We start from the raw sequence: 20448 nt of genomic DNA on the forward strand, positions 1-20448 counted from the left end.
TCCCGCCAGAATGGGACGCCTGCGCGCCTACGGCAATGCCATCGTCCCGCAAGTCGCGGCCGAAGTGATCGGCGCCTACATGGAGATCGCAGCATGACGAACCCTGAAACCCCCTCCCCCAAGAACAAAATGGCGCCGTCGCCCGTGGCCTATATCGCGCCGGACATATTCGAGCGCTTGAAGGCTGGCCAAGGCGGCATGTTTCCAATCTCAAACAGCAAGTTCAGAGACGAGGAACTAACGGTCCCCCTATACGCCGAAGCGCCACAAACGAATTTGGCGGGAGGGCAGGCCCTCGCGGATATTGCTGCCGAACGCCGCCGGCAGATCGAAACGGAGGGCTGGAGTACCGCCCGCGACGACGAGCATACAAATGGCGAATTGGCTCTTGCAGCCGGCAGCTACTGCGAAAGTGCGGCGCGATCGAAGCTATTGGCCCGCAAGCCCGGCGGCGCGTTCGCAGTTCCGAAGCTCTGGCCCCTGTCATGGAGCCGGGATTGGTGGAAGCCGAAATCGCCCCGACAAGATTTGGTCCGGGCCGGTGCCCTTATCATCGCCGAGATCGAGCGCCTTGACCGCGCTGCCGCCAGGGGGAACTGAAATGTCTAAATTAGACTGCGCCAGCCCGAACCCATTGGAGCTCGCCATCCACCTCCGGTGCAATTTGAAGATCCGGAATAGCTTTGGGGTACGTCAACATTCTATCCATCGTCTCTTCTACCGTCGGCTTAAACTCCTCGTCATCGCGAACGTCATCCGTGATGCCATGTCGCTCCGAAAGCAAGGCCCGCAGCCTTCGAAAGCCGAACGGCACGCCAATGGGCATGTCCCCTACAAGCGCGTGGACTGCGTCCGTGACGCTGGCCTTCTCCAACTCAGAAAGCATTGTCTCGCTCCCCTACAATCCGAGACCGCACGCTACAACCAAGGCTTGATGAAGGGAAGCTCCGATGCGTAGCTTGGATCATTACCCGAACTGCAAACGCGAGTTTTATGCCAACGCGCAGGACGCCTACTGCGAAGAGTGCTGGCGCGCATGGTGCAAAAATGACGGGACGTTCGAACAGCGCACCAAGCCATGGGCCTCGTTGATCGAAACACCCTCCCCCAAGAACAATGTGGTTGGATGGGTCACCGTCCGCGTCGAGGACACTGGCGACGGTCTCATCATCAACGCAGATGACGCGAAAGAGTGGCGTCTTGCGTCTGACCAGCATTACGAGGGCAGCTTTTTGCCGGATGGCAGGTATCGGATCGCCATCCCGTGCCGCGCCGCCTGCGCCACCACGGAGGGCTCCGACCGTGGATGATAGCAAATTCCCCACCTGGATAATCCATCAGCGCTACGGAATGGTGCCAGATAAAAAAGGCCCGTTCCACGAGACAAAGCGGATCGAGGAATTCCTTCGCGACCTATACAGCCTTTATCCCGGCAGCATTTGCATCGTGGTCAACGACCTCGGCGCGGCCGGATGGCACCCACAACATGGTTTCGAGTGGCTGGATGAGTTTGGCGACAAGCGCCGCCGGCATCCTCGAAAAGATGCGCATGACGGTCAGACTATGCCGATTGGATACCTGCGTGGTAGCGACCGCGAGATGCTCAAGACGGGGTCAGTGTGCCTCTACAAGCGCCGGGACTGGCAAGCCCATATTCCTGTCTACGCCTATCCCTCCCCTGAGACGAACGAGACCTTTACCCGCGAGCAGATGCTTGCCGAGGTTGAACGCCGGGTTGATCGCGCCCTGGCTGCGCAACAGGCTCTGTCGTCGCCCAAGGTTAATATGGATGCAAAGGTCAGCCTACAGCAGCAGTTGGCCGAAATGCGAGCTGAGCGCGACTTACTGCAAGACATCCTTGATAGCCGTCCCGCGATCAATGCTGCTCTTCCTGAAAGCTACAATCGGTGGTCGCAAGCCATCTATTCCGGCGATGTGGTTCGCGCCGCCGGGGGAGGCTCTGATGCTCCGTAAGCTCCTCTGCTGGATTGGCTGGCACGACTTCCAGCCGACCCGTTTCCTCACCTGCAATCCCAGAGACCGGGGCCGGGTCTGCCGGCACTGCTACACGGAGGACTCCGATGTCTGACCACGAGCACCTTTATAGTTTCTGCCGTGTCAGCTTTTGGAAAGACTGGACGGCGTGCAAGGGCGGCGATGACTGGACCCGGTGCACGGTCAGTCCTCTCGGCATGTACACCTACGGCGAGCAGTCTTTCGAAAACAATGACCAAGGCATAGCAGCCCGCGACGCACTCATCGCCTTTCTTGACAAGGCCTACGAGATTGGTCGGTCCCACGCGAAACGCGAGATCCGCGAAGTCCTCGGCGTGAAGGAGCCCCGCTCATGACCGACACACCCAAGGACAATGTAACCGGTAGCCCATTCGTGGCAAGCCTTTCGGCCGACCAGTTACGCATCCACGAGGCGCTTTGCGACAGCCAGTTTATTGCCGGGGCAAAGGCCGGGTGGAATGCCGGGTGCATTGCTGATCCAGAAGCGGCAACAGCAGCGTTCGGTGCGCTCATCAAATCACGCGACGGCCATCTCGAAGGATTTGCCGACGCGAAAGCCGCCTTGGCTGCGCAGCAGGCACCCAAGGATAATTTGCGGGTGGACGTTGACCGCCTTGCCGCTCGTATTGTGACTGCCGCTTGCGAACTGGACGGCCCTGCCGATCCGGCCAGCGACGACACGATCTCTATCACCATGAAAGATTTAGAAGCCGTCGTGCATCGCCACGTCACGGCAGCTGTGGAGGGCGACAAGCTATGAAGCTCATGCTCGGCGACTGCCTGCAGCGCATGCACGAGATCGAAGACGCCAGCGTCGATATGATCCTCTGCGATCTGCCATATGAGACGACCCGGAACGAATGGGATTTCGAAGTCCATCTTCCTGCGTTATGGGCACACTATCGACGCATCTGCAAAGGCGCGATCGTCCTGACGGCGCAGACGCCATTCGACAAGACCCTTGGCGCGTCGAACCTGCGCATGCTGCGTTATGAGTGGATTTGGGAAAAAGGTAACGCGACGGGGCACCTAAACGCGAAGAAGATGCCGATGAAAGCCCATGAGAATGTGCTGGTCTTCTATGATCGCTTGCCGACCTACAACCCGCAGAAGACATTCGGGCACCCGCGAAAGACAGCCCTGCGTGAGGTCAGCGCCAAACAGAGCACCAACTATGGGCGCGTTGAAACCAAGACGCCCTACGACTCAACAGAGCGATATCCGCGCAGCGTCCTGTTCTTCTCGAGCGACAAGCAACGGTCGAAACTGCACCCGACTCAGAAGCCGGTCGCGCTCATGGAATATTTCATCAGCACCTACACCAATCCCGGCGATGTGGTTCTCGATAACTGCATGGGCAGCGGCACAACGGGCGTTGCTTGCAAGCTGACCGGGCGCCAGTTCATCGGCATCGAAAAGGACGCCGAATTTTTCGCAATCGCAGAACAGCGACTTATGGCCGAAAGCGAGGCAGCATGACCGACACACCCAAGAACATTGTGGCGCGCGGCACTCCTGAATACGCTGCAGCCGAAGCTGCCTTCACCGAATACTTCGTCCGGAACTATCCCGGCCCCGACACCATCATCTTCGATCCACGTTGGCACGCACCGAAGCTTTTCGCGGCGGCTGTCCAGGCCGTGCGGGAGGCGCGATGACGATCCACCATCATGGCCTGCCGCTGACGCCCGAAGTGATGTTGCTCGACCTCGCCGGCCGACATGTCTGCATCTCGTTTGCCACCAAGAGGGATCCGCAGGTCGAAATGTCCTTGCGGATGATGCAGTCGATCATGTTCGATTGTGGCGAGTTCACGCACTTCCAGCAAGGTGGGACCGTCGATCGGGAGGCCTATTACAATTGGCTTCGGCCGATGCTGCGCCCTCCACATTGGGCAGTAGTGCCGGATCGGATCGACGGCACGGTCGAAGAGCAGCGTGCGCTTGTCGCGACTTGGCCATTCCCAAAGTCCCGAGGAGCGCCCGTCTGGCACTTGGGGCTGCCGATCTCCTATCTGATCGAGCTTGCGCGCCAATGGACGCGCATCTGCTTCGGTTCCAGCCAGCAATATTGGAAAGTCGGCTCGCCGGTCTGGAAAGGGCGCATGCACGAAGCCTTCGCGGCTCTCGAAGATGCGGGCCTCCAGCCGGAAATCCACGGCCTCCGGATGATGAATGAGGCAGGCAACTGGCCGTTCGCCTCGGTCGATAGCGTCAACATCGCCAGAAATTACAAGGACCGCGAGGATATGCCCGGCCGGATGGCCGACCGGCTGGACCGCGTCAACCCGCCAAAAATCTTTGTCCCTCAGAGGAGGCTCATCACCGATGTCGCTTAAAACCATCGTTTTGACGGCCGCCTTTGCGGCAACCATCCCGCTCGCAAATTGGATGATCGGCAATGTCGGCACGGTCTGCATTCCTGACGGCCCGTGCCTGTTGCCGGTCGGCTTTGGACTCACCGCCCCAAGCGGCGTGCTTGTCGTCGGCGCATCGCTGGTCTTGCGTGACATGGTGCACGAGGCCGGCGGCGCCAAGGCAGCGCTAATCGCCATCGGTATCGGCGGTGTCCTTTCCGCGCTGTTCGCCGCGCCGGCATTGCTGGTCGCCTCTGTCCTGGCATTCGTGCTGGCCGAACTGGCAGACCTCGCTGTCTATGCCCCGCTGCGCGAGCGCCGCCTGTGGCTCGCCGTGCTCCTCAGTGGTATGGCCGGCGCCGTTGTCGATAGCGCGGTCTTCCTGTGGCTGGCCTTCGGCTCGCTTGACTATCTGGCCGGTCAGACCCTCGGGAAACTCTGGATGACGCTCGCCGCGCTGCCGATCCTCTGGCTCGCCAGCAGCCGTCGGAGGATCGCAGCATGACCACCTCTCCCAAGGATAAACTGCTGGTGTCTGCCGATACGGCGGAGAGGAGCGGAGGATGAGCCGAGCTAGGGTATACACGAAGTCCGAAATCTCCGACGCCGCCGCCGCTGCCGCCTTGCATGGCGTCAGGGTCATCATGCATCCTAGCGGCGAGATCGAATTCTCCCCCAAAAGGTTTCCGGCTCGCGAAGGACAAGACGACAGCGCCGAAGCTGCGCTCGATAGGTGGGTAAATGGAAGGCAAGCTGGTCGGCGTGCATAAGTTGAGGGTGAAATTGGCCGATGGCAGTTTCGCAACATACTACTACGCATGGCGGGGCAAAGGCGCTCCCCGCATCATGTCGAAGCCCGGCACCAAGGCCTTCACTCAAGAATTCCTCCGACTTACGAAGGACCGGCAGAAAGACGTCCGAGAAGGCACGATCGGTTCGCTGATCGAGGATTTTCGGAAAACGGCTGGCTACGGGAAATTAGCCCCATCCACCAGGCGCGACTACGAACGGCAGTTGGCAACGATACGGTTGGAATATGAGACATTTCCTATTCGTGCGGTCGAAGCCCGCGGGAGCCGCATGATCTTCATGAACTGGCGCGATGGGATGAAGGAGGCGCCGCGGTCTGCTGACATGCATCTTGCTCTCCTTGCACGCGTTTTTGCCTGGGCCAAGAGCAATGAGATAATCCTGCGCAATCCGCTCGAACGGATCGAACGCCTTCACGAGGGCAGCAGACGCGACATTATTTGGTCGAACGAGCAACTGCGTAAGGTTCTGGACCATGCAGCGCCCCACATTCGAGACGTCGCCAAAATCGCGCTTTGGACTATGCAGCGCCAAACCGACATCTTGTCCATGCCTACCCTTGCCTTCGACGGAGAGAGAGTTTCCATCAGACAAGCAAAGACCGGCGCCAAGGTTCGCGTGGTAGCAGCCATGGATATTTTGCCTATCCTTCGAAAAGCTAAGGAGGCGCAAAGGCAGAGAATCCTCGTGAACTCTTTCGGGCAGAACTGGACGCCAAGTGGGTTCAGGGCCTCATGGAGGAAGGAAATGGCCCGGCTCGGAATCAAGGGCGTCACATTTCACGATCTGCGGGGGACTGCCATTACCTACGCCTACGCTCACCTAGACAGGTCGCACGACGAAAAAATCAAGCTGATCGCCGAGATATCAGGTCACTCCCAGGATGAGGCTGAAGTGATAATACGGAAGCACTATTTGGCAGGCCAGGAGGTGATAGACGCGATTGGTCGAGGAACAAAAAGAAAATGAAATTGTAAAATATCGTGGAACTGTAAAATGAGGCATCAGAACCGCCTCTAAGCGGTTGATTTGGTGGGTGATGTAGGGCTCGAACCTACGACCCGCTGATTAAGAGTCAGCTGCTCTACCAACTGAGCTAATCACCCGTTCCGTCCGCCCCGTTCCGGTGGCGTGATGCGGCGTATAAACAGGATCCGGAGGATTGTCCAGCGGCCTGGCAAAAAAACTTCACAAATTGCCGAAAAAAATTGGGATGACCAAAAAGGCGAGGAAAATCAGAGATCCAGAACGCCGGCCGCGACGCGCACCGCCTGTCCGCCGATGCGTGCCGCAGCGATATCCTGGGCTTCGACGTCGATATGAAGGTGAATGAAAGACGCGCGCCCCATCTCGACGCCCTGCTCGATCACAAGGGCATGATGGCCGTCCGGCAAGGCATCGAAATGATGGATGGGACCGGACAGGGCCGCCACCGCCGAGCCCGTCGCCGGATCCTCCGGAATGCCCATCTCGGGCGAAAACATCCGCGCGTGGAACTTCGCGCCGTGATGGACCCCGCCGCGGCAATAGACATAGGCGGATGCCAGGCGGCCTTCGACGAAGGGCACGGTGCGCTCCCACAGGTGCGCGTCGAATTCCAGGCGCTGCGCCGCACTGAGGTCGTGAACGGGGATCATCAAAAAGGGGAAGCCGGCGCTCCAGACGGAAGGCACGTGGTTTTCAAAACCGATTTCCGTCGACTTCAGGCTCAATGCATCGGCAAGCGCCTGCCGGTCCAGTTTTGCGGCGATCTTCACCGATTTGCGCGGCAGGTCGAATTCCGCGAAACTCGCCTCCTCCGGCTTCAGGCGAACGGCGCAGCGCACCGGCCCGACTTTTTCGTCCAGCACGGACACCAGGTCCAGCGCGCCGGACCGGCCGGAATGCGCCCGCTCGGCAAGGGCGATCGCCGCGCCCACCGTCGGATGCCCGGCGAAGGGCAGTTCCCGCGCCGGCGTGAAGATGCGGATCGTCGCCGCGTGGCCGGGATTGGCAGGCGCTAGACAGAAGACCGTCTCCGACAGGTTCATCTCGGCGGCAATCGCCTGCATGGCCGCATCGCTGAGTCCATCGGCGTCGAAGACCACGGCAAGCGGATTGCCGGCCAGCCTGACATCCGTGAAAACATCATAGATGCTGTAGTCGCGCGCCATGCCGCTCTCCCTTGAATCATTCATCGGCAGTGGCTCAACCTGCCCCAGCCATCAGCTTGGCGCAACAGGCTTTTCTTCCGGCAGCCCCTCGTCGAAAAACAGCCGCAGGATCGGCAGCATCATGGCGTTGTAAGCATGGGCGTCGGCATCAGCGGAACGGATCGCCACCGCCCCGTCTATTTCCTTTTCTTCATCGACCAGCATATGCGCGGCGATGCGCTCCAGCATCTCCTCCGCCGAAAGATCGAAGCGGAAAAAGCGGAAGATGGTGATGCGCCGGTGGCGATGCAGGGCATGGTATCCGGAGAGCGGCTCGGCGACGGCGAGGTCGAGCCCCGTCTCCTCCAGGACCTCGCGCCGCATGTTGCCGGCGATATCGCAGCGGCCGTCGAAGACATCGCTGGCATCGAGCGAGCCTGCGGCGCAATAGACCTGCCCGGGATTGGCCGTATGGCGCCCCATGCGGATGGCGATCACCGCACCGTCGCGCGACACCGGGATCGCCCAGGTGAAAAGATGGACGCCGTCCGGCCGCGGCTTCTTGCGCCACCACATGAAGGTCGAGAACGGCACCATGTGCCCCTGCCCGCGCATGCGCCCGCCCTCAAGCGCCATGCGGGAAAAGAACACCATGGAGCCGTCGTAGAGCGCCGGGTTGGCGGCGATCTCGTCGCGCCAGTTGCGGGCGGCCGCGCCTTTTTCGGCAGCGTGGAACGGATGCTCGCCGGGCAGAACGGCAAGCTCGGCATCGGCGAGCGGGAAAATGGCGTCTTCCGGCGGCCAGCCGTGCGGGTAGTCCGCGGATGCCGGCATCAGACGAGGTCCAGGGTCATGACCACGGGGCAATGATCGGAGGCCTTGGGGCGGTCCCAGCCGGTGCGCGGATACCGCTCCACCTCCTGCCCCGGCGGAAACACCGTGCGGAACGGCTGGCCGCCGCGGATGATCTGCGGCACATGGGTGGCATTGCTGGCCGCCAGCGATGGCGACAGCCAGATGTAGTCTAGCTGGCAGAGATGCTGCTCCTGCGGCCCGCGCGCATGATACAGCGTCCAGCGATCCATGACGTCGCGGCGGCGCATGACGTTTTCGGCAAAGCCGTCATGGCTGAAGACGTCCAGCGCGCTTTCGGGCTCGTCGTGATGAACGAAGCGATAGCCGGTGCGCCGGGTGCCGATCACTTCGATGCGCTCCTGGTAATCGTTCATGTCACCGCAGATGACAAAGCGTTTGTTGGCCGTGTGCCCCTTGCCGAAGCGCCGCTCGATGATGTGGCGCACGGCAAGCGCCTCCGCCCTGCGGATGGGCATGGTCGATTCACGGCCGTCCAGCCCGTCGCGGCTGGAGCCCATCGACTTGAAATGCACCACATAGAGGGTCAGTGGCTGGCCGCCGATGCGCAGGTCCAACTCCAGGCAGTCACGCTTGAAGATCTTGTCGCCGAGGTTTTCCGCCGGGAAAGGACCCAGTTCCGACGGCATGTCGAGAAAGGTCATCATCGCATGGCTCTGCAGGTCGACGAGCTCGATCTTCTGGCCATCGATCGTTTCCTCGCGCATGAGCACCGCGACGTCGATGCCGCGGCTGTCGTTTCCCTGCACCAGGTATTTCTGGCGATAGCCGTTGCCGACCATGCGGAACAGGTAGCCGTATTCGAAGGCCTGCAGGGCGCCCATGTTGTCCACCTCCTGCAAGCAGATGATGTCGGCATCGGCCTCGGCGATCGCCAGCGCGCTGAGCTGGCGGGTATCGTCGGTCGAGGCGATCGTCCGCGCTTCCTCCAGCCGGCGATACTGCTCCTCGCCATTGACCTCGAACAGTTTTAACACGCGGTCCTGCCGCAGCTGGTTGCGAAAGCCGGTGAAATCGAACCGGGTCATGAGGTTTTCGATGTTGAAGGTGGCAAGACGAAGCGACATGAATCAATTCCGATTGAAGCTCCGGCAGTCTAACGGCAGGCGACAGGCCGGGAAAGGCCAACGTCCTGCCGAAAGAGAGAAGGCAAAGCCTCCCAAAAATAGTCGCCTCGCCGCGTTTAACGACCGATTATTTCCATTTCTCCAGACGTCTTTCAGACATATCGTGACAGGTGTCGGGGGACGCCGCCTGCCGCGACACCTGCAACCCATATTCCCTCCTCGGCTGATCAAGGACTCCACCATGAAGATTGGAATTCGCTCCCTTACACTGCTGATGACGCTGGCAGTCGCCGCCACATCCCTCCCGGAGCTGGCTTTCGCGGAAAGCTATGGCGCCATCGCCTATTCGCGCCGCACCGGCGCCCTCGGCTGGTCCTATGACCATCCCTCGCGCCGCAGCGCGGAACGTGCCGCCATGGGCAATTGCGGACGCGGCGACTGCAAGGTCCTGTGGTTCCGCGATGCCTGCGGCGCCGTAGCGGCCGGCCCGGATGGCTGGGGTTCCGGCTGGGGCACGAACCGCCGCCGCGCCGAGCGCGAAGCGATCAACAGCTGCTCGCAATATTCCTACGACTGCGAAGTCATCCGCTGGCAGTGCTCGGGCGCCCGTCCCTGATCGGCAGGGTTTTGCGAGCTGCCATCGGCACATCCGGGCGGAAATGGCCGTCCGACATGCGTCGTAGAAAGGGTCAAGCAAGGCGCCAGGCCGACAGGATGGCGACCGCCAGCTTCTCGCCGGGCGAAACCCTGGCGGCGCTGAACGCCCGCAGGATCTGGCCGTCCGGCAGCGCCAGCCGCAACGCGTAGCGCTCGCCCTCGTAAAGGGCCGAAACGACACGGCACGCGATGCCCTCGGGATCGACCACCACATGCTGCGGGCGGACGAGGATATCCGCGCAAGCGCCGGCGGCATGGCCCTGGAAGAGCGGCCGGAGGGCCGCCCAGTCGAGCAGCCGGGGCGTTCCCTCCGGCAGCGGTAGCTGCAGGATGGCGCCCTGCCCGATCAGGGCACCCGCCATCCGCCCTTCCGGCCTGGCATAGATCTCCTCGGGCGGCGCCAGCTGCACCAGCCTGCCCTCCGACATCACGGCGACCTCGGTCGCCAGCGCCATCGCCTCGCTCTGGTCATGCGTCACGTAGATCATCGTGGCGCCGGAGCGATTGTGAAAATCGCGGAACGTCTCCTCCATTTCCTGCTTCAGGTGGCGGTCGAGATTGGCCAACGGCTCGTCCAGCAGCACTACGTCCGGCGACGTCACCAGGCAGCGCGCCAGCGCCACCCGCTGCCGCTGGCCGCCGGAGAGGTCCGCCGGCTGCCGCTCGGCATGCTCGTGCAGCCGCACCGCCTCCAGCGCGTCGGCAACGGCCTTGCGCCAGCGCTCGCCGGAAATGCCGCGCACCTTCAAAGGATAACCGACGTTTTCGGCCACCGACATATGCGGCCACAGGGCATAGGACTGGAACACCATCGCCATGTTGCGCCGTTCCGGCGGCACCATCGAGGCCGCGTCGGCGAGCAGCCGGTCGCCAAGCAGGATGGAGCCGTCGCTCGGCTGCTCGAAGCCGGCGATCATGCGCAGCACGGTCGTCTTGCCGCAGCCGGACGGCCCGAGCAAAGCGAGGAAACCGCCGGCCCGCACATCGATCGACAAGGACGAAACGGCCGGGCGGCTGCCGCCAAAATCCTTGCCGACATGGTTGAGGATCAGCTTCGCCACGGCAGCACCCCTTTTGGCAGGCGTTTTCCGAAAAATTCCAGCGCCAGCATCATGGCCACCACCATCACCACCACCAGCACGGACAGCGCCGAAGCCAGATCGGAGCCGCCGCTGTCGTCGAGATTGTAGATGACGACGCCGAGCGTCTGGGTGCCGGCCGTCCACAGAAGCGCCGAGACGGTGAGTTCGTTGCAGGCGATCAGGAACACCAGGATGACGGAGGCCCCGGCCGCCGGCGCTACCAGCGGCACGACGATATCGGCAAGCCGCCGGTAGAAACCGGCGCCGGACAGCCGCGCCGCCTCCTCCAGCGCCGGATCGAGCTGCCGGAAGGCACTGACCACCGGTTTCAGGCTGACGGCGAAGAAGCTGGAGAAATAAGCGATCAGGATGATCCAGATCGTGCCGTACAGCGTGACGTTCAGCACCGGCAGGGGGCCGGCAAAAACCAGGATGAAGGCGACGGCAAGCACGATGCCGGGCAAGGCGTAGGGGATCTCCACCAGCGCCGTCAGCACCCGCGCCAGCACGCCGCGTCGCGATGCCAGCTGATAGCCGACCAGCAGCGTCAGCAGAAGCAGGCCGAACGCCGTCGCCGCCGACAGGAAGAGCGAATTGGCGAAGGCCGTGCGTGTCGCCGACTGGCGGAACAGCACTTCCTCGAAAGCATGGAACGACAGGGTCGAAAAGGTCAGCGGCACGCCGTAGGCGGGCACGAGGGCGCCGGCGAGCAACGCCATGAACGGCGCCACCAGCACGAAGAACAACAGCAGCCATAAAAGCGGCGCCACCAGTAGCCCGAGGCCCCCGAGCCGAAACGTCGCGACAGCACCGGCAAGGCCGATGACGCGGTAATCCCGCCCGCGCAGCACCCGTTCCTGGACGGCGAGCCCCACCACCGAAATCAGGGCGATGGCGGTCGACAGCAGCGCCACTTCGCCGAAGGTCCGGCTGCTGAAGGCGGAAAACTTCGAAAAGATCAGCGTCGGCAGCGTGTAGATCGACGCCGGGATGCCGAGGATGGCCGGTATGCCGAAATTGCCGACGCAGGACACGAAGGCGATGGCCGCGCCGGCGATCAGGCCCGGCATCGACAGCGGCAGGACGATATGGCGAAACACCTGCAGGCTGGAGGCGCCGGAAAGCCTCGCAGCCTCGATGCCGTCGCGCGGCAGCGCCATCAACCCGGCCCGCAAGGCAAGATAGACGAGCGGCGCATGCTGGACGCCGAACAGCAGCGCGATGCCGCCGACGGAATAGAGCGGTTGCGGCGACCCGAGCGGCGGGGCGATGTGCAGTGCCTTGAGCAGCGGGCTGGAAGGCCCGGACATCTGCACCCAGGCAAGCGCCGTCACCTGCGGCGGGATCATCATCGGCAGGACGAAGAGGAAACCAAGGACCGAGCGCCCCCTGAGGTCGGTCAGCGTCAGCAGGAAGGCGAAGGCCGCGCCGAGCAGCACGGAGATCGCCGTGCCGAAAAGCGCCGTCTCCAGCGTGTAGCGCAGCGACGACCAGAGGGCGGGGTCAGCCAGAAGCCCGCCGAGATCGCCGCGCCACAAGGCAACAAAACCGGCGACGGCAAGCCGCGACAGCGGCAGGACGCTCAACAGGGCAACGGCAAGGATGACGAAGGGAAGCAGCCAGCGGGGCTGGCTGCTTCCCGAAGCGGATCGGGTCATCTCGGTCTTAGTTCGAGCCGTAAATGCCGGAGAAGGTCTTGAGATCGTCGTCGGTGTTCTTCAGCGCCTCGGCGGCGTCGATCGGCAGGACCTTGATGCTGTCGCGGGCCGGGAAACCGTCCGGCAGCGCCATGCCGTTGCGGGCCGGGATGTAACCGAGCTTGACGAAACCGTTCTGGCCCTTCTCGGACAGGACGTAATCGACGAATTTCTGCGCAGCCTCGGCGTTCTTGGTGGAGGCGAGGATGCCGACCGGTTCGGTCACCGCCGATACGCCTTCCTTCGGGAAGACGAATTCGACGGGCGCGCCCTTGGCCTTCTCGCGGATCGGCATGTAGTCGACGACCATGCCGTAAGCCTTCTCGCCGGAAGCGACCGACTTCAGCACGGCGCCGTTGCCGCCGGCGGCGATCGCGCCGTTGGCAGCGAGGTTCTTGTAGAGATCCCAGCCGAGACCTTCGACGCCGGCCAGCGTCTGGGCGTGGATCAGGGCGGCACCCGAGGTCAACGGGCTCGGCATCGTCACCAGGCCCTTGGCTTCCGGCTTGGTCAGGTCGAGCCAGCTTTCCGGCTTCATGCCGGCCGCCGTGTTGTAGACGATGCCGGTGGTGATCAGCTTGGTGGAGTAATAATAACCGTCGGCATCATAAAGAGCGGCATCATGGTTTGCTGCTTCCGGCGATTTGTAGGCCAGCAGCTGGCCGGCCTGCTTCATGCGCTCCAGCGTCACGGTGTCGGCAATCAGCAGCACGTCGGCGACCGGATTGCCGGCCTCGATTTCGGCCATCAGCTTGGCCATGATCTTCGGCGTGCCGTCGCGCACCCAATCGACCTTGATGTCGGGATTGACGGCCATGAAGCCGTCGACGGTCGCCTGCGCGTCCTCGTTGGGCTGGCTGGTGTAGAGCACCAGATTGGCGGCGTTGGCCGAAAAAGCCATCAGGCCGAAGGCGGCGGCTGCGGTCAGGGCGGAAAGCAAGGTCTTCATGGCGGCGATCCTGTTTTTTGCAAGAAGAGAAGCCGCTAAACCACGGTCAGTTTACATCCATGTGACAGGCGTCACGGACGAGAGCCGTCCGCCGGGTCGCACCATCGCCAAATTGGCGCATGCTGTGACTTTTTCAGGTATCGGCCAAGCGCCAACTCGCTAACCTCGTTGCCAAATTCCGGTCGATCTGCGATTCGGACAAAAAGGAAACATTGATTTGGACTGCCTATGAGCAAGACTACGGGTTGGGGTGCGCGCCTGCGCTACGAGTTCGACAAGAGCATGGCCGCCGGCGCCATCGCGCTGATCGGATGGCTGGCGCTGATATCGGTCATCGTCATCATTCTCGCCGGCGCCTTCCTGGCGATCACGCAGATCGCCCCGGAGGGCGGCTCGCCCGTCAGCTTCATCGAAGGCGCCTGGGAATCGCTGATGCGCACCATGGACGCCGGCACCATGGGCGGCGATGCCGGCTGGGGTTTCCGTGGCGTCTCGCTCGTCGTCACCATCGCCGGCATTTTCGTCTTCTCCGCCTTGATCGGCGTGCTCAGCGCCGGCATCGAGGACAAGCTCGGCGAGTTGCGAAAGGGCCGTTCGCTGGTGCTCGAAAAGGACCAGACCATCATCCTCAACTGGTCGCCGTCGATCTTCGACGTCATTTCCGAACTCGTCATCGCCAACCAGAGCCGAAAGCATCCGCGCATCGTCATCATGGCGAACAAGGACAAGGTGGAGATGGAGGACGAGATCGCCGACAAGATCGAAGACCTCAAGAACACCAAGATCATCTGCCGCAGCGGCGACCCGACCGACCTCTACGACCTCGGCATCGTCAATCCGCAGACCTCGCGGTCGATCATCGTGCTGTCCCCGGAAGGCGAGGATGCGGATTCGCAGGTGATCAAGTCGGTGCTCGCCCTGGTCAACGATCCGAAGCGGCGCGAAAAACCCTACCAGATCGCCGCGGAAATCCGCGAGTCGCGCAACGCCGAAGTCGCCCGCATGGTCGGCAGCAAGGAATTGCAGCTGGTGCTCGCCGACAATCTCATTTCGCGCATCGTCGTGCATTCCAGCCGCCAGTCGGGCCTGAGCGCCGTCTATTCCGAACTGCTCGACTTCGACGGCTGCGAGATCTACACGATCGACCAGCCCGCCATCGTCGGCAAGCCGTTCGGCGCCGCCGCCATGACCTACGAGAAATGCACGCTGATCGGGCTTTGCGATGCCGAAGGCGCGGTGCATCTCAACCCACCGCCGAGCCGCATCATCGTTGCCGGTGAGAAGGCGATCATCATCGCCGAAGACGACGCGGCGATCAAATCAGCCTCGATGGAACTGCGCATCGAAAAGCAGGCCGTCCTGCCGGCCGTCAAACATACGCCCGGCCCGGAACGGACGTTGCTGCTCGGCTGGAACCGGCGCGGCCCGATCATCGCCACCGAACTCTCGCGCTACGTGGCGCCGGGGTCGCTGCTGACGATCGCCGCCGACACGCCGGAACTCGAAGCGGATATGGCAGCCCTGAAAGACATCAGCGGCAACCTGACGATCGACTACCGGATCATCGACACCGGCAGCCGCGCGGCGCTCGACGCGCTCGATATCCCGCAATACGACCACGTGCTGGTGCTCGGCTACAGCGACCACCTGGCGCCGCAGACGGCAGACACGCGCACGCTGGTGACGCTCCTGACCATTCGCCGCATCGCCGAAAAAGCCGGCCGCCACATCAGCGTTGTCAGCGAAATGACCGACGTGCGCAACCGCGAACTCGCCGAAGTCACCCGCGCCGACGATTTCGTCGTCAGCAACAAGCTGGTCAGCCTGATGCTCGCCCAGGCCTCGGAAAACGAGACGATGGCGGCGATCTTCGACGAGTTGCTGGATGAGGAAGGGTCGGAAATCTACATGCGGCCGATTTCCGACTATGTCGCCATCGATGCGCCGCGCGATTTCTACACCGTCAGCTATTCCGCCCTGCGGCGCGGCGAGATCGCGCTGGGCTACCGACGCCAGCGCCCGGAAGATGCCGATACCCGCAATCTCGGCGGCGTGGTCGTCAATCCGCCGAAAGGCAAAAAGGTATCGTTTCTCGAAACCGACCGCGTCATCGTCCTGGCGCGGGATTGATCTGCGTTACGGATCAGGCACTTGAGGCGGCGGTCTCTCGACCGCCGCCGTTTCTTTTACCGCAATCAGGCTGCGGCGATTTCCGAAGCGATGAGGTTTCCGAGGCGCTTGATGCCTTCCTCGATCATCTCGTCATTGGCGCAGGAGAAGCTGACCCGCAGCGTGTTGGCGCCCGATCCGTCGGCAAAGAAGGCCTGTCCGGGCACGAAGGCGACCTTGGCGGTCTCCAGCGACTTCGCCAGCAGCTTGGCGCCGTCGAGGCTCTTCGGCAGCGTCACCCAGACGAACATGCCGCCTTCCGGCTTCGTCCATTCGACGCCGGCCGGCATGTACTTCTGCAGGGCGGACAGCATGCTGTTGCGGCGCTGGCTATAGGCAGCCTTGATCTTGGCGACCTGGGCATCGAAGCCGTGTTCGGCGACATGGGCGATGGCCATCTGGTTTATGGTCGAGGAATGCAGGTCGGCCGCCTGCTTCATCAGCACCAGCTTGCGGATAACCTGGGCGTTGCCGACGATGAAACCGACGCGCAGGCCCGGCGCCAGCGTCTTGGAGAAGCTGCCGCAATAGATGGTGCGGGTTTCCTCGATGCTGCCCTTCCGGGCGATTTCCAGCGCAAGGATCGGCGGCACCGGCTCGCCATCGTAACGCAGCGACTGGTAGGCGGCGTCCTCGATGACGGCGATGTCGAGTTCCTCGGCCAGCGCCAGCAGTTTTTCACGGTCTTCGCGGTTGACGGTCTCGCCGGTCGGATTGGCGAAGTCGGCGGAGAGATAGGCGAACTTCACCTTGCCGCCGTTCTGTTCGGCCGTGGCGCGGTAGGACTCCGGCGTGCGGTTGCCGCCCGGCGTCAGTTGGTCGTAGGACGGCTCGTAGGCGTTGAATGCCTGAAGCGCGCCGAGATAGGTCGGCCAGGTGACGAGCGCCGTATCCTTCGGCGACAGGAACAGCTTGCCAAGATAATCCAGCCCCTGCTGCGAGCCGGACACGATGAAGACGTTGTCGAGGCCGGCCGGAATGCCGAGCTTCGCCAACTCCTTGATCAGCCATTCGCGCAGCGGCTTATAGCCTTCGCTGACCGAATATTGCAGGGCGGAATTGACCGCGGTGCTGTCGAAGATCTCGGCATAGGCCTGCTTGAAATCCTTGTCGGGAAACAAGGCGGGATCGGGGATGCCACCGGCGAACGAAATGATGTCCGGGCGGTCGAGAAGTTTCAGAAGTTCGCGGATTTCGGAGGCGCGCATGCGCAGCGAGCGCGTGGCGAAGATATTGTCCCAATTCAGCATGGGGTTTCCTCAGTGTGTTCTTATGAAGAGAAGAGAAACACGCCGCCCAATTTATGTCAACAATACTGACCTATTTTCTTGTCACCGTGACAAGTGACCGGCAAGCCGTTGCCCGGGCGAAGCATCGGCTGACCTGAAGTCACGACGTTTTCACACCAATCCGGCGGAAAAACGAAGTCTTACGACAAAGGCCGGAGCTTTCGCCCCGGCCCGATTTTCACTTTCGGCGACGATCTTAGTTGACGGCCTTGTCGACCAGCTTGTTCTTGCCGATCCACGGCATCATGCCGCGCAGCTTGGCACCGACTTCTTCGATCTGATGGGCGTCGTTGTTGCGGCGGATACCCTTGAAGCGGGCGGCACCGGCCTTCCATTCCTGCATCCACTCGGAGGTGAACTTGCCGGTCTGGATGTCGGTGAGGACGCGCTTCATCTCGGCCTTGGTCTCGGCAGTGATGATACGCGGACCGGAGACGTATTCGCCCCACTCGGCGGTGTTGGAGATCGAGTAGTTCATGTTGGCGATGCCGCCTTCATAGATCAGGTCGACGATCAGCTTCACTTCGTGCAGGCACTCGAAATAGGCCATTTCCGGTGCGTAACCGGCTTCGACCAGGGTTTCGAAACCGGCGCGGATCAGCTCGACGAGACCGCCGCAGAGAACGACCTGTTCGCCGAAGAGGTCGGTTTCGCACTCTTCCTTGAAGTTGGTCTCGATGATGCCCGAACGGCCGCCGCCGACGCCGCAGGCGTAGGAGAGCGCAAGTTCAAGGGCGTTGCCCGAAGCGTTCTGGTGAACGGCAACGAGGCAGGGAACGCCGCCGCCCTTCTGGTATTCGCCGCGAACCGTGTGGCCCGGGCCCTTCGGCGCGATCATGACGACGTCGAGCGAAGCCTTCGGCTCGATGAGGCCGAAATGGACGTTGAGGCCGTGGGCGAAAGCGATGGCGGCGCCGTCACGGATGTTGCCGGCGATGTCGGCCTTGTAGATGTCGGCCTGCAGTTCGTCCGGGGTCGCCATCATCAGGAGGTCGCCCCACTTGGCGGCTTCGGCGACGGTCATGACCTTGAAGCCGTCGGCTTCGGCCTTCTTGATGGTCGGCGAACCGGCCTTGAGAGCGATGGCCACGTTGGTCGCGCCCGAATCCTTGAGGTTCAGCGCGTGCGCGCGGCCCTGGGAGCCGTAGCCGACGATAACGACGTTCTTGGACTTGATGAGATTGAGATCGGCATCACGATCGTAATAGACGCGCATTTGAATGTCCTTCCCTTGTGCTTGTCTGTTGTACCTGTGTTTCGAGACGGGATCAGGCCGCTGTCAGGCCGGCTTCCGCCAAAGTCTTTGCAGTGCCGTGGAGCTTCAGGAAGGCGCGCACCGCCCTCTCCGCCCGCTGGCTGAAATCGGTCTCCGGGTGATCGCCGAGCAGCATGCGCACATGCAGGTCGGACACGATCAGGCCGTAAAGAGTGCGATAGGCTTCTTCGCCATCGTCGAAGGCGAGCAGGCCGGCGCGCCGGCCGGCGTCGATCAGGGCTCGCGCCCGGCGGTCGATCTGCCGGCGGCCATGCTCCATCAAGAGCCGGCCGAGCTTCGATCCGTCGCGGCTCGCCTGCCCCACCGCGAGGCGGTTGAGCGCCAGCGAGACATCACCGGACAGGACGTCAAGCAGATCCTTGGCGAACACTTCCAGATGGTCCTGCAGGCCGGGCACCGTCAGGCGCTCACCATCCCGCTCGAAGGTCCGGACCTTGCTGGCCTGGAAGGCGATCATCGCCGAGAGCAGGCCGTCGCGGTCGCCGAACCACTTGTAGAGGCTTTCCTTGGAGCAGTTCGCCGCCCGCGCCACGCCGGCCGTCGTCAACGCCTTCTCGCCGCCGTCGACGAGCAGCCGCAGCGCCTGGCTCAGAACGGCGTTCTGGCGCGGCGAAAACTCCGGTGCTGTCGCGCTGTCTGCCTGCAAGGCGCCTCTCCTCGATAAGTACCGTACGGTACGGTTCGTGGTCGTTATGCAGCAGGGACGCGCAGCGGTCAAGCGGGATTCTCGAGGGCAAGAAAAATTTCCGAACCGGTTCTGCCGCAACGAAGAAAATCTTGCCCCGGAACGTCTTGAAGAAGACCCAAAAATGAACAGCGAGCGAACGGGGCAGTATCGGCTTTGTTCCCTCACGCCGGATCCGCAACAGGTCTATAAGTCTTCACATATTCAGCTTTATCGTCTCGGAGGTTTTATGAGACATTTCGTCGCCGCGGCCCTGATTGCAGTTGCCGCTGTCTTCTCCAGCCTGCCCGCGCATGCCGACCAGGATACCGATGTCTTCAATCGGATCGAGGAGTTGCACGGCAATGCGCAGGCCTTCGAGGAGGCGTTCTACCGCCTGACGCAAGCGCTGAACAACGACGATGCGGCGGAACTGGCCGGCATCAGCAATTTCCCGCTACGGGTCCAGGCCAACGGCGAGAGCTACGACGTGCTGGAAGCGCAGGACCTGATCGACAATTACGGTTCGCTGATCATGCAGGAAACCAAGGATGCCGTCGCCAACCAGCGCTACGGCGATCTCTTCGTCAACAGCGAGGGCGTGATGGTCGGCAATGCCGTCTGGCTGAGCGCCGTCTGCGACAACAATTCCTGCAGCAGAAGCCACTGGGCGGTCATCGCCATCAACAATTGACAGGGGAACATCATGAAACGGACTTCTAAACTCGTGGCCGGCCTGCTGGTCCTGTCGGCAAGCGGCATCCCGCCGGCCAAAGCCACCGTCCTGCCCTCCTACGCCGGATCGTGGGATTGCGGCGTCGGCGTCTTCACCTTCACCCGCAACACCTACGACGCCGGCGAAGGCCCGCTGACGGCGCAGAGGGTGGATGTCGAGGACGGCAGCTATCATTTCATCTTCGACGACGGCTACAGCTTCTGGGTGTCGGTGAACGGCCGCGAGATGCAGTGGCTTTCCGATGCCTCGGGCGATTCCTTCACCTGCTCGCGCGTAACGAACTGAAAGCGACGACGATGAAAATGCTCAAGACCATCCTGGCTGCCGCCGTCATCATCGCTGCCGCCGCGCCCGCCATGGCCAAGAACCGCTGCGGCTGGATCCAGAACCCGACGCCGGGCAACTGGTCGCTGTCCGACAAGGACGGGACATGGGTGATCATGTCGCAGGGCGCTGGCGACGAACCGCCCGGCATGGACAACATCCCCGACATCTCCGCCCGCCAATACGTGCGCACCAACGGCAATTACGGTTATGCCTGCGCCTGCATGGAAGTGGATACCGACTGGAACGAAGGCCGGATCACCGAGATCTACTCCTTCCGCCAGTTGTCGCTGAACAAGTGCAACAACGACCCGGCACTCTCTTCGCCCGAATAGGATTTTCGGGCGATCC

Annotated in this window: 26 protein-coding genes and 1 tRNA gene; 16 read left to right on the plus strand and 11 right to left on the minus strand. The window is 62.3% G+C overall.

Annotated features, from left to right (window positions below; all coding sequences use genetic code 11):
* Nucleotides 1-93: 93 nt before the first annotated feature.
* The gene (locus DEM27_RS19840) at nucleotides 94-600 is read left to right on the plus strand and encodes a hypothetical protein (RefSeq protein ID WP_109459999.1); all 507 of its coding nucleotides are present in this window, start codon (nucleotides 94-96) and stop codon (nucleotides 598-600) included.
* 10 nt (nucleotides 601-610) lie between these two features.
* On the opposite strand, the gene DEM27_RS19845 is transcribed toward DEM27_RS19840, so the two are convergent.
* Nucleotides 611-886: a hypothetical protein gene (locus DEM27_RS19845; protein WP_109460000.1), complete on the minus strand. Its 276-nt coding sequence runs from the start codon at nucleotides 884-886 to the stop codon at nucleotides 611-613.
* 64 nt (nucleotides 887-950) lie between these two features.
* On the opposite strand from DEM27_RS19845, the gene DEM27_RS19850 reads away from it, so the two are divergent.
* The 10 genes from DEM27_RS19850 to DEM27_RS19890 all read left to right on the plus strand — a co-directional run bounded on the left by DEM27_RS19850 (nucleotide 951) and on the right by DEM27_RS19890 (nucleotide 6151).
* Nucleotides 951-1310: a hypothetical protein gene (locus DEM27_RS19850; RefSeq protein ID WP_109460001.1), complete on the plus strand. Its 360-nt coding sequence runs from the start codon at nucleotides 951-953 to the stop codon at nucleotides 1308-1310.
* The gene (locus DEM27_RS19855; RefSeq protein WP_109460002.1) at nucleotides 1303-1974 is read left to right on the plus strand and encodes a hypothetical protein; all 672 of its coding nucleotides are present in this window, start codon (nucleotides 1303-1305) and stop codon (nucleotides 1972-1974) included. The genes DEM27_RS19850 and DEM27_RS19855 overlap by 8 nt, the downstream gene beginning before the upstream one ends.
* A complete protein-coding gene (locus tag DEM27_RS34975) occupies nucleotides 1964-2089 on the plus strand; it encodes a hypothetical protein (RefSeq protein ID WP_280954527.1) in 126 nt (41 codons plus the stop codon). Before DEM27_RS19855 ends, DEM27_RS34975 begins: the two co-directional genes overlap by 11 nt.
* Complete coding sequence (locus DEM27_RS19860; protein ID WP_109460003.1) at nucleotides 2082-2351, plus strand: hypothetical protein; 270 nt, start codon at nucleotides 2082-2084, stop codon at nucleotides 2349-2351. The genes DEM27_RS34975 and DEM27_RS19860 overlap by 8 nt, the downstream gene beginning before the upstream one ends.
* Complete coding sequence (locus tag DEM27_RS19865; RefSeq protein WP_109460004.1) at nucleotides 2348-2776, plus strand: hypothetical protein; 429 nt, start codon at nucleotides 2348-2350, stop codon at nucleotides 2774-2776. The genes DEM27_RS19860 and DEM27_RS19865 overlap by 4 nt, the downstream gene beginning before the upstream one ends.
* Nucleotides 2773-3495 (plus strand): DNA-methyltransferase, encoded by a 723-nt coding sequence (locus DEM27_RS19870; RefSeq protein WP_205908932.1) that lies wholly within the window; start codon nucleotides 2773-2775, stop codon nucleotides 3493-3495. Before DEM27_RS19865 ends, DEM27_RS19870 begins: the two co-directional genes overlap by 4 nt.
* Nucleotides 3492-3674 carry a hypothetical protein gene (locus DEM27_RS19875; RefSeq protein ID WP_109460005.1) on the plus strand — a complete coding sequence of 61 codons (183 nt, stop codon included), beginning with the start codon at nucleotides 3492-3494 and terminating at the stop codon, nucleotides 3672-3674. Before DEM27_RS19870 ends, DEM27_RS19875 begins: the two co-directional genes overlap by 4 nt.
* Before the next feature lie 38 nt (nucleotides 3675-3712).
* Entirely contained in the window at nucleotides 3713-4354 is a 642-nt protein-coding gene (locus tag DEM27_RS19880; protein WP_128755534.1) for a hypothetical protein, read from the plus strand.
* Nucleotides 4344-4877: a VUT family protein gene (locus DEM27_RS19885; protein ID WP_109460007.1), complete on the plus strand. Its 534-nt coding sequence runs from the start codon at nucleotides 4344-4346 to the stop codon at nucleotides 4875-4877. The genes DEM27_RS19880 and DEM27_RS19885 overlap by 11 nt, the downstream gene beginning before the upstream one ends.
* 236 nt (nucleotides 4878-5113) lie before the next feature.
* Entirely contained in the window at nucleotides 5114-6151 is a 1038-nt protein-coding gene (locus DEM27_RS19890; protein ID WP_109460008.1) for a tyrosine-type recombinase/integrase, read from the plus strand.
* Between the two features lie 61 nt (nucleotides 6152-6212).
* On the opposite strand, the gene DEM27_RS19895 is transcribed toward DEM27_RS19890, so the two are convergent.
* The 4 genes from DEM27_RS19895 to DEM27_RS19910 all read right to left on the minus strand — a co-directional run bounded on the left by DEM27_RS19895 (nucleotide 6213) and on the right by DEM27_RS19910 (nucleotide 9254).
* Nucleotides 6213-6288: transfer RNA gene (locus DEM27_RS19895), tRNA-Lys, on the minus strand.
* Between the two features lie 129 nt (nucleotides 6289-6417).
* Nucleotides 6418-7335: a PhzF family phenazine biosynthesis protein gene (locus tag DEM27_RS19900; RefSeq protein WP_109460009.1), complete on the minus strand. Its 918-nt coding sequence runs from the start codon at nucleotides 7333-7335 to the stop codon at nucleotides 6418-6420.
* Between the two features lie 51 nt (nucleotides 7336-7386).
* Nucleotides 7387-8148 carry a DNA mismatch repair protein MutT gene (locus DEM27_RS19905; RefSeq protein WP_109460010.1) on the minus strand — a complete coding sequence of 254 codons (762 nt, stop codon included), beginning with the start codon at nucleotides 8146-8148 and terminating at the stop codon, nucleotides 7387-7389.
* Nucleotides 8148-9254 carry an endonuclease/exonuclease/phosphatase family protein gene (locus DEM27_RS19910; protein ID WP_109460011.1) on the minus strand — a complete coding sequence of 369 codons (1107 nt, stop codon included), beginning with the start codon at nucleotides 9252-9254 and terminating at the stop codon, nucleotides 8148-8150. The genes DEM27_RS19905 and DEM27_RS19910 overlap by 1 nt, the downstream gene beginning before the upstream one ends.
* A 241-nt stretch (nucleotides 9255-9495) precedes the next feature.
* Between DEM27_RS19910 and DEM27_RS19915 the strand changes: the two genes are divergently transcribed.
* Complete coding sequence (locus DEM27_RS19915) at nucleotides 9496-9870, plus strand: DUF4189 domain-containing protein (RefSeq protein ID WP_109460012.1); 375 nt, start codon at nucleotides 9496-9498, stop codon at nucleotides 9868-9870.
* Nucleotides 9871-9943: 73 nt separating this feature from the next.
* On the opposite strand, the gene DEM27_RS19920 is transcribed toward DEM27_RS19915, so the two are convergent.
* The 3 genes from DEM27_RS19920 to DEM27_RS19930 are packed head-to-tail and all read right to left on the minus strand — an operon-like array spanning nucleotide 9944 to nucleotide 13639.
* A complete protein-coding gene (locus tag DEM27_RS19920; protein WP_109460013.1) occupies nucleotides 9944-10972 on the minus strand; it encodes an ABC transporter ATP-binding protein in 1029 nt (342 codons plus the stop codon).
* Nucleotides 10960-12651 (minus strand): ABC transporter permease, encoded by a 1692-nt coding sequence (locus DEM27_RS19925; protein ID WP_109460014.1) that lies wholly within the window; start codon nucleotides 12649-12651, stop codon nucleotides 10960-10962. The genes DEM27_RS19920 and DEM27_RS19925 overlap by 13 nt, the downstream gene beginning before the upstream one ends.
* Nucleotides 12652-12658: 7 nt before the next feature.
* Nucleotides 12659-13639: an ABC transporter substrate-binding protein gene (locus DEM27_RS19930; protein WP_109460015.1), complete on the minus strand. Its 981-nt coding sequence runs from the start codon at nucleotides 13637-13639 to the stop codon at nucleotides 12659-12661.
* Nucleotides 13640-13867: 228 nt separating this feature from the next.
* On the opposite strand from DEM27_RS19930, the gene DEM27_RS19935 reads away from it, so the two are divergent.
* A complete protein-coding gene (locus tag DEM27_RS19935; RefSeq protein ID WP_109460016.1) occupies nucleotides 13868-15769 on the plus strand; it encodes a CASTOR/POLLUX-related putative ion channel in 1902 nt (633 codons plus the stop codon).
* Between the two features lie 65 nt (nucleotides 15770-15834).
* Here DEM27_RS19935 and DEM27_RS19940 read toward each other — a convergent pair whose 3' ends face one another.
* The 3 genes from DEM27_RS19940 to DEM27_RS19950 form a co-directional block, all read right to left on the minus strand.
* The gene (locus DEM27_RS19940; RefSeq protein ID WP_109460017.1) at nucleotides 15835-17058 is read right to left on the minus strand and encodes an aminotransferase-like domain-containing protein; all 1224 of its coding nucleotides are present in this window, start codon (nucleotides 17056-17058) and stop codon (nucleotides 15835-15837) included.
* Between the two features lie 235 nt (nucleotides 17059-17293).
* A complete protein-coding gene (gene ilvC / locus DEM27_RS19945) occupies nucleotides 17294-18313 on the minus strand; it encodes a ketol-acid reductoisomerase (protein WP_109460018.1) in 1020 nt (339 codons plus the stop codon).
* Nucleotides 18314-18365: 52 nt separating this feature from the next.
* Nucleotides 18366-19019 carry a TetR/AcrR family transcriptional regulator C-terminal domain-containing protein gene (locus tag DEM27_RS19950; protein ID WP_109460019.1) on the minus strand — a complete coding sequence of 218 codons (654 nt, stop codon included), beginning with the start codon at nucleotides 19017-19019 and terminating at the stop codon, nucleotides 18366-18368.
* Between the two features lie 268 nt (nucleotides 19020-19287).
* Here DEM27_RS19950 and DEM27_RS19955 point away from each other — a divergent pair, with 268 nt between their 5' ends.
* From DEM27_RS19955 to DEM27_RS19965, 3 genes are read left to right on the plus strand one after another with little or no spacing between them, the layout of a single operon-like run.
* A complete protein-coding gene (locus DEM27_RS19955; RefSeq protein WP_109460020.1) occupies nucleotides 19288-19731 on the plus strand; it encodes a hypothetical protein in 444 nt (147 codons plus the stop codon).
* Nucleotides 19732-19743: 12 nt separating this feature from the next.
* Nucleotides 19744-20058: a hypothetical protein gene (locus DEM27_RS19960; RefSeq protein WP_128755535.1), complete on the plus strand. Its 315-nt coding sequence runs from the start codon at nucleotides 19744-19746 to the stop codon at nucleotides 20056-20058.
* A gap of 11 nt (nucleotides 20059-20069) precedes the next feature.
* Nucleotides 20070-20432 (plus strand): DUF4087 domain-containing protein, encoded by a 363-nt coding sequence (locus DEM27_RS19965; protein ID WP_165823501.1) that lies wholly within the window; start codon nucleotides 20070-20072, stop codon nucleotides 20430-20432.
* Nucleotides 20433-20448 lie beyond the last annotated feature (16 nt).

The organism is Rhizobium album, assembly GCF_003122325.1.
Lineage (GTDB): Bacteria > Pseudomonadota > Alphaproteobacteria > Rhizobiales > Rhizobiaceae > Metarhizobium > Metarhizobium album.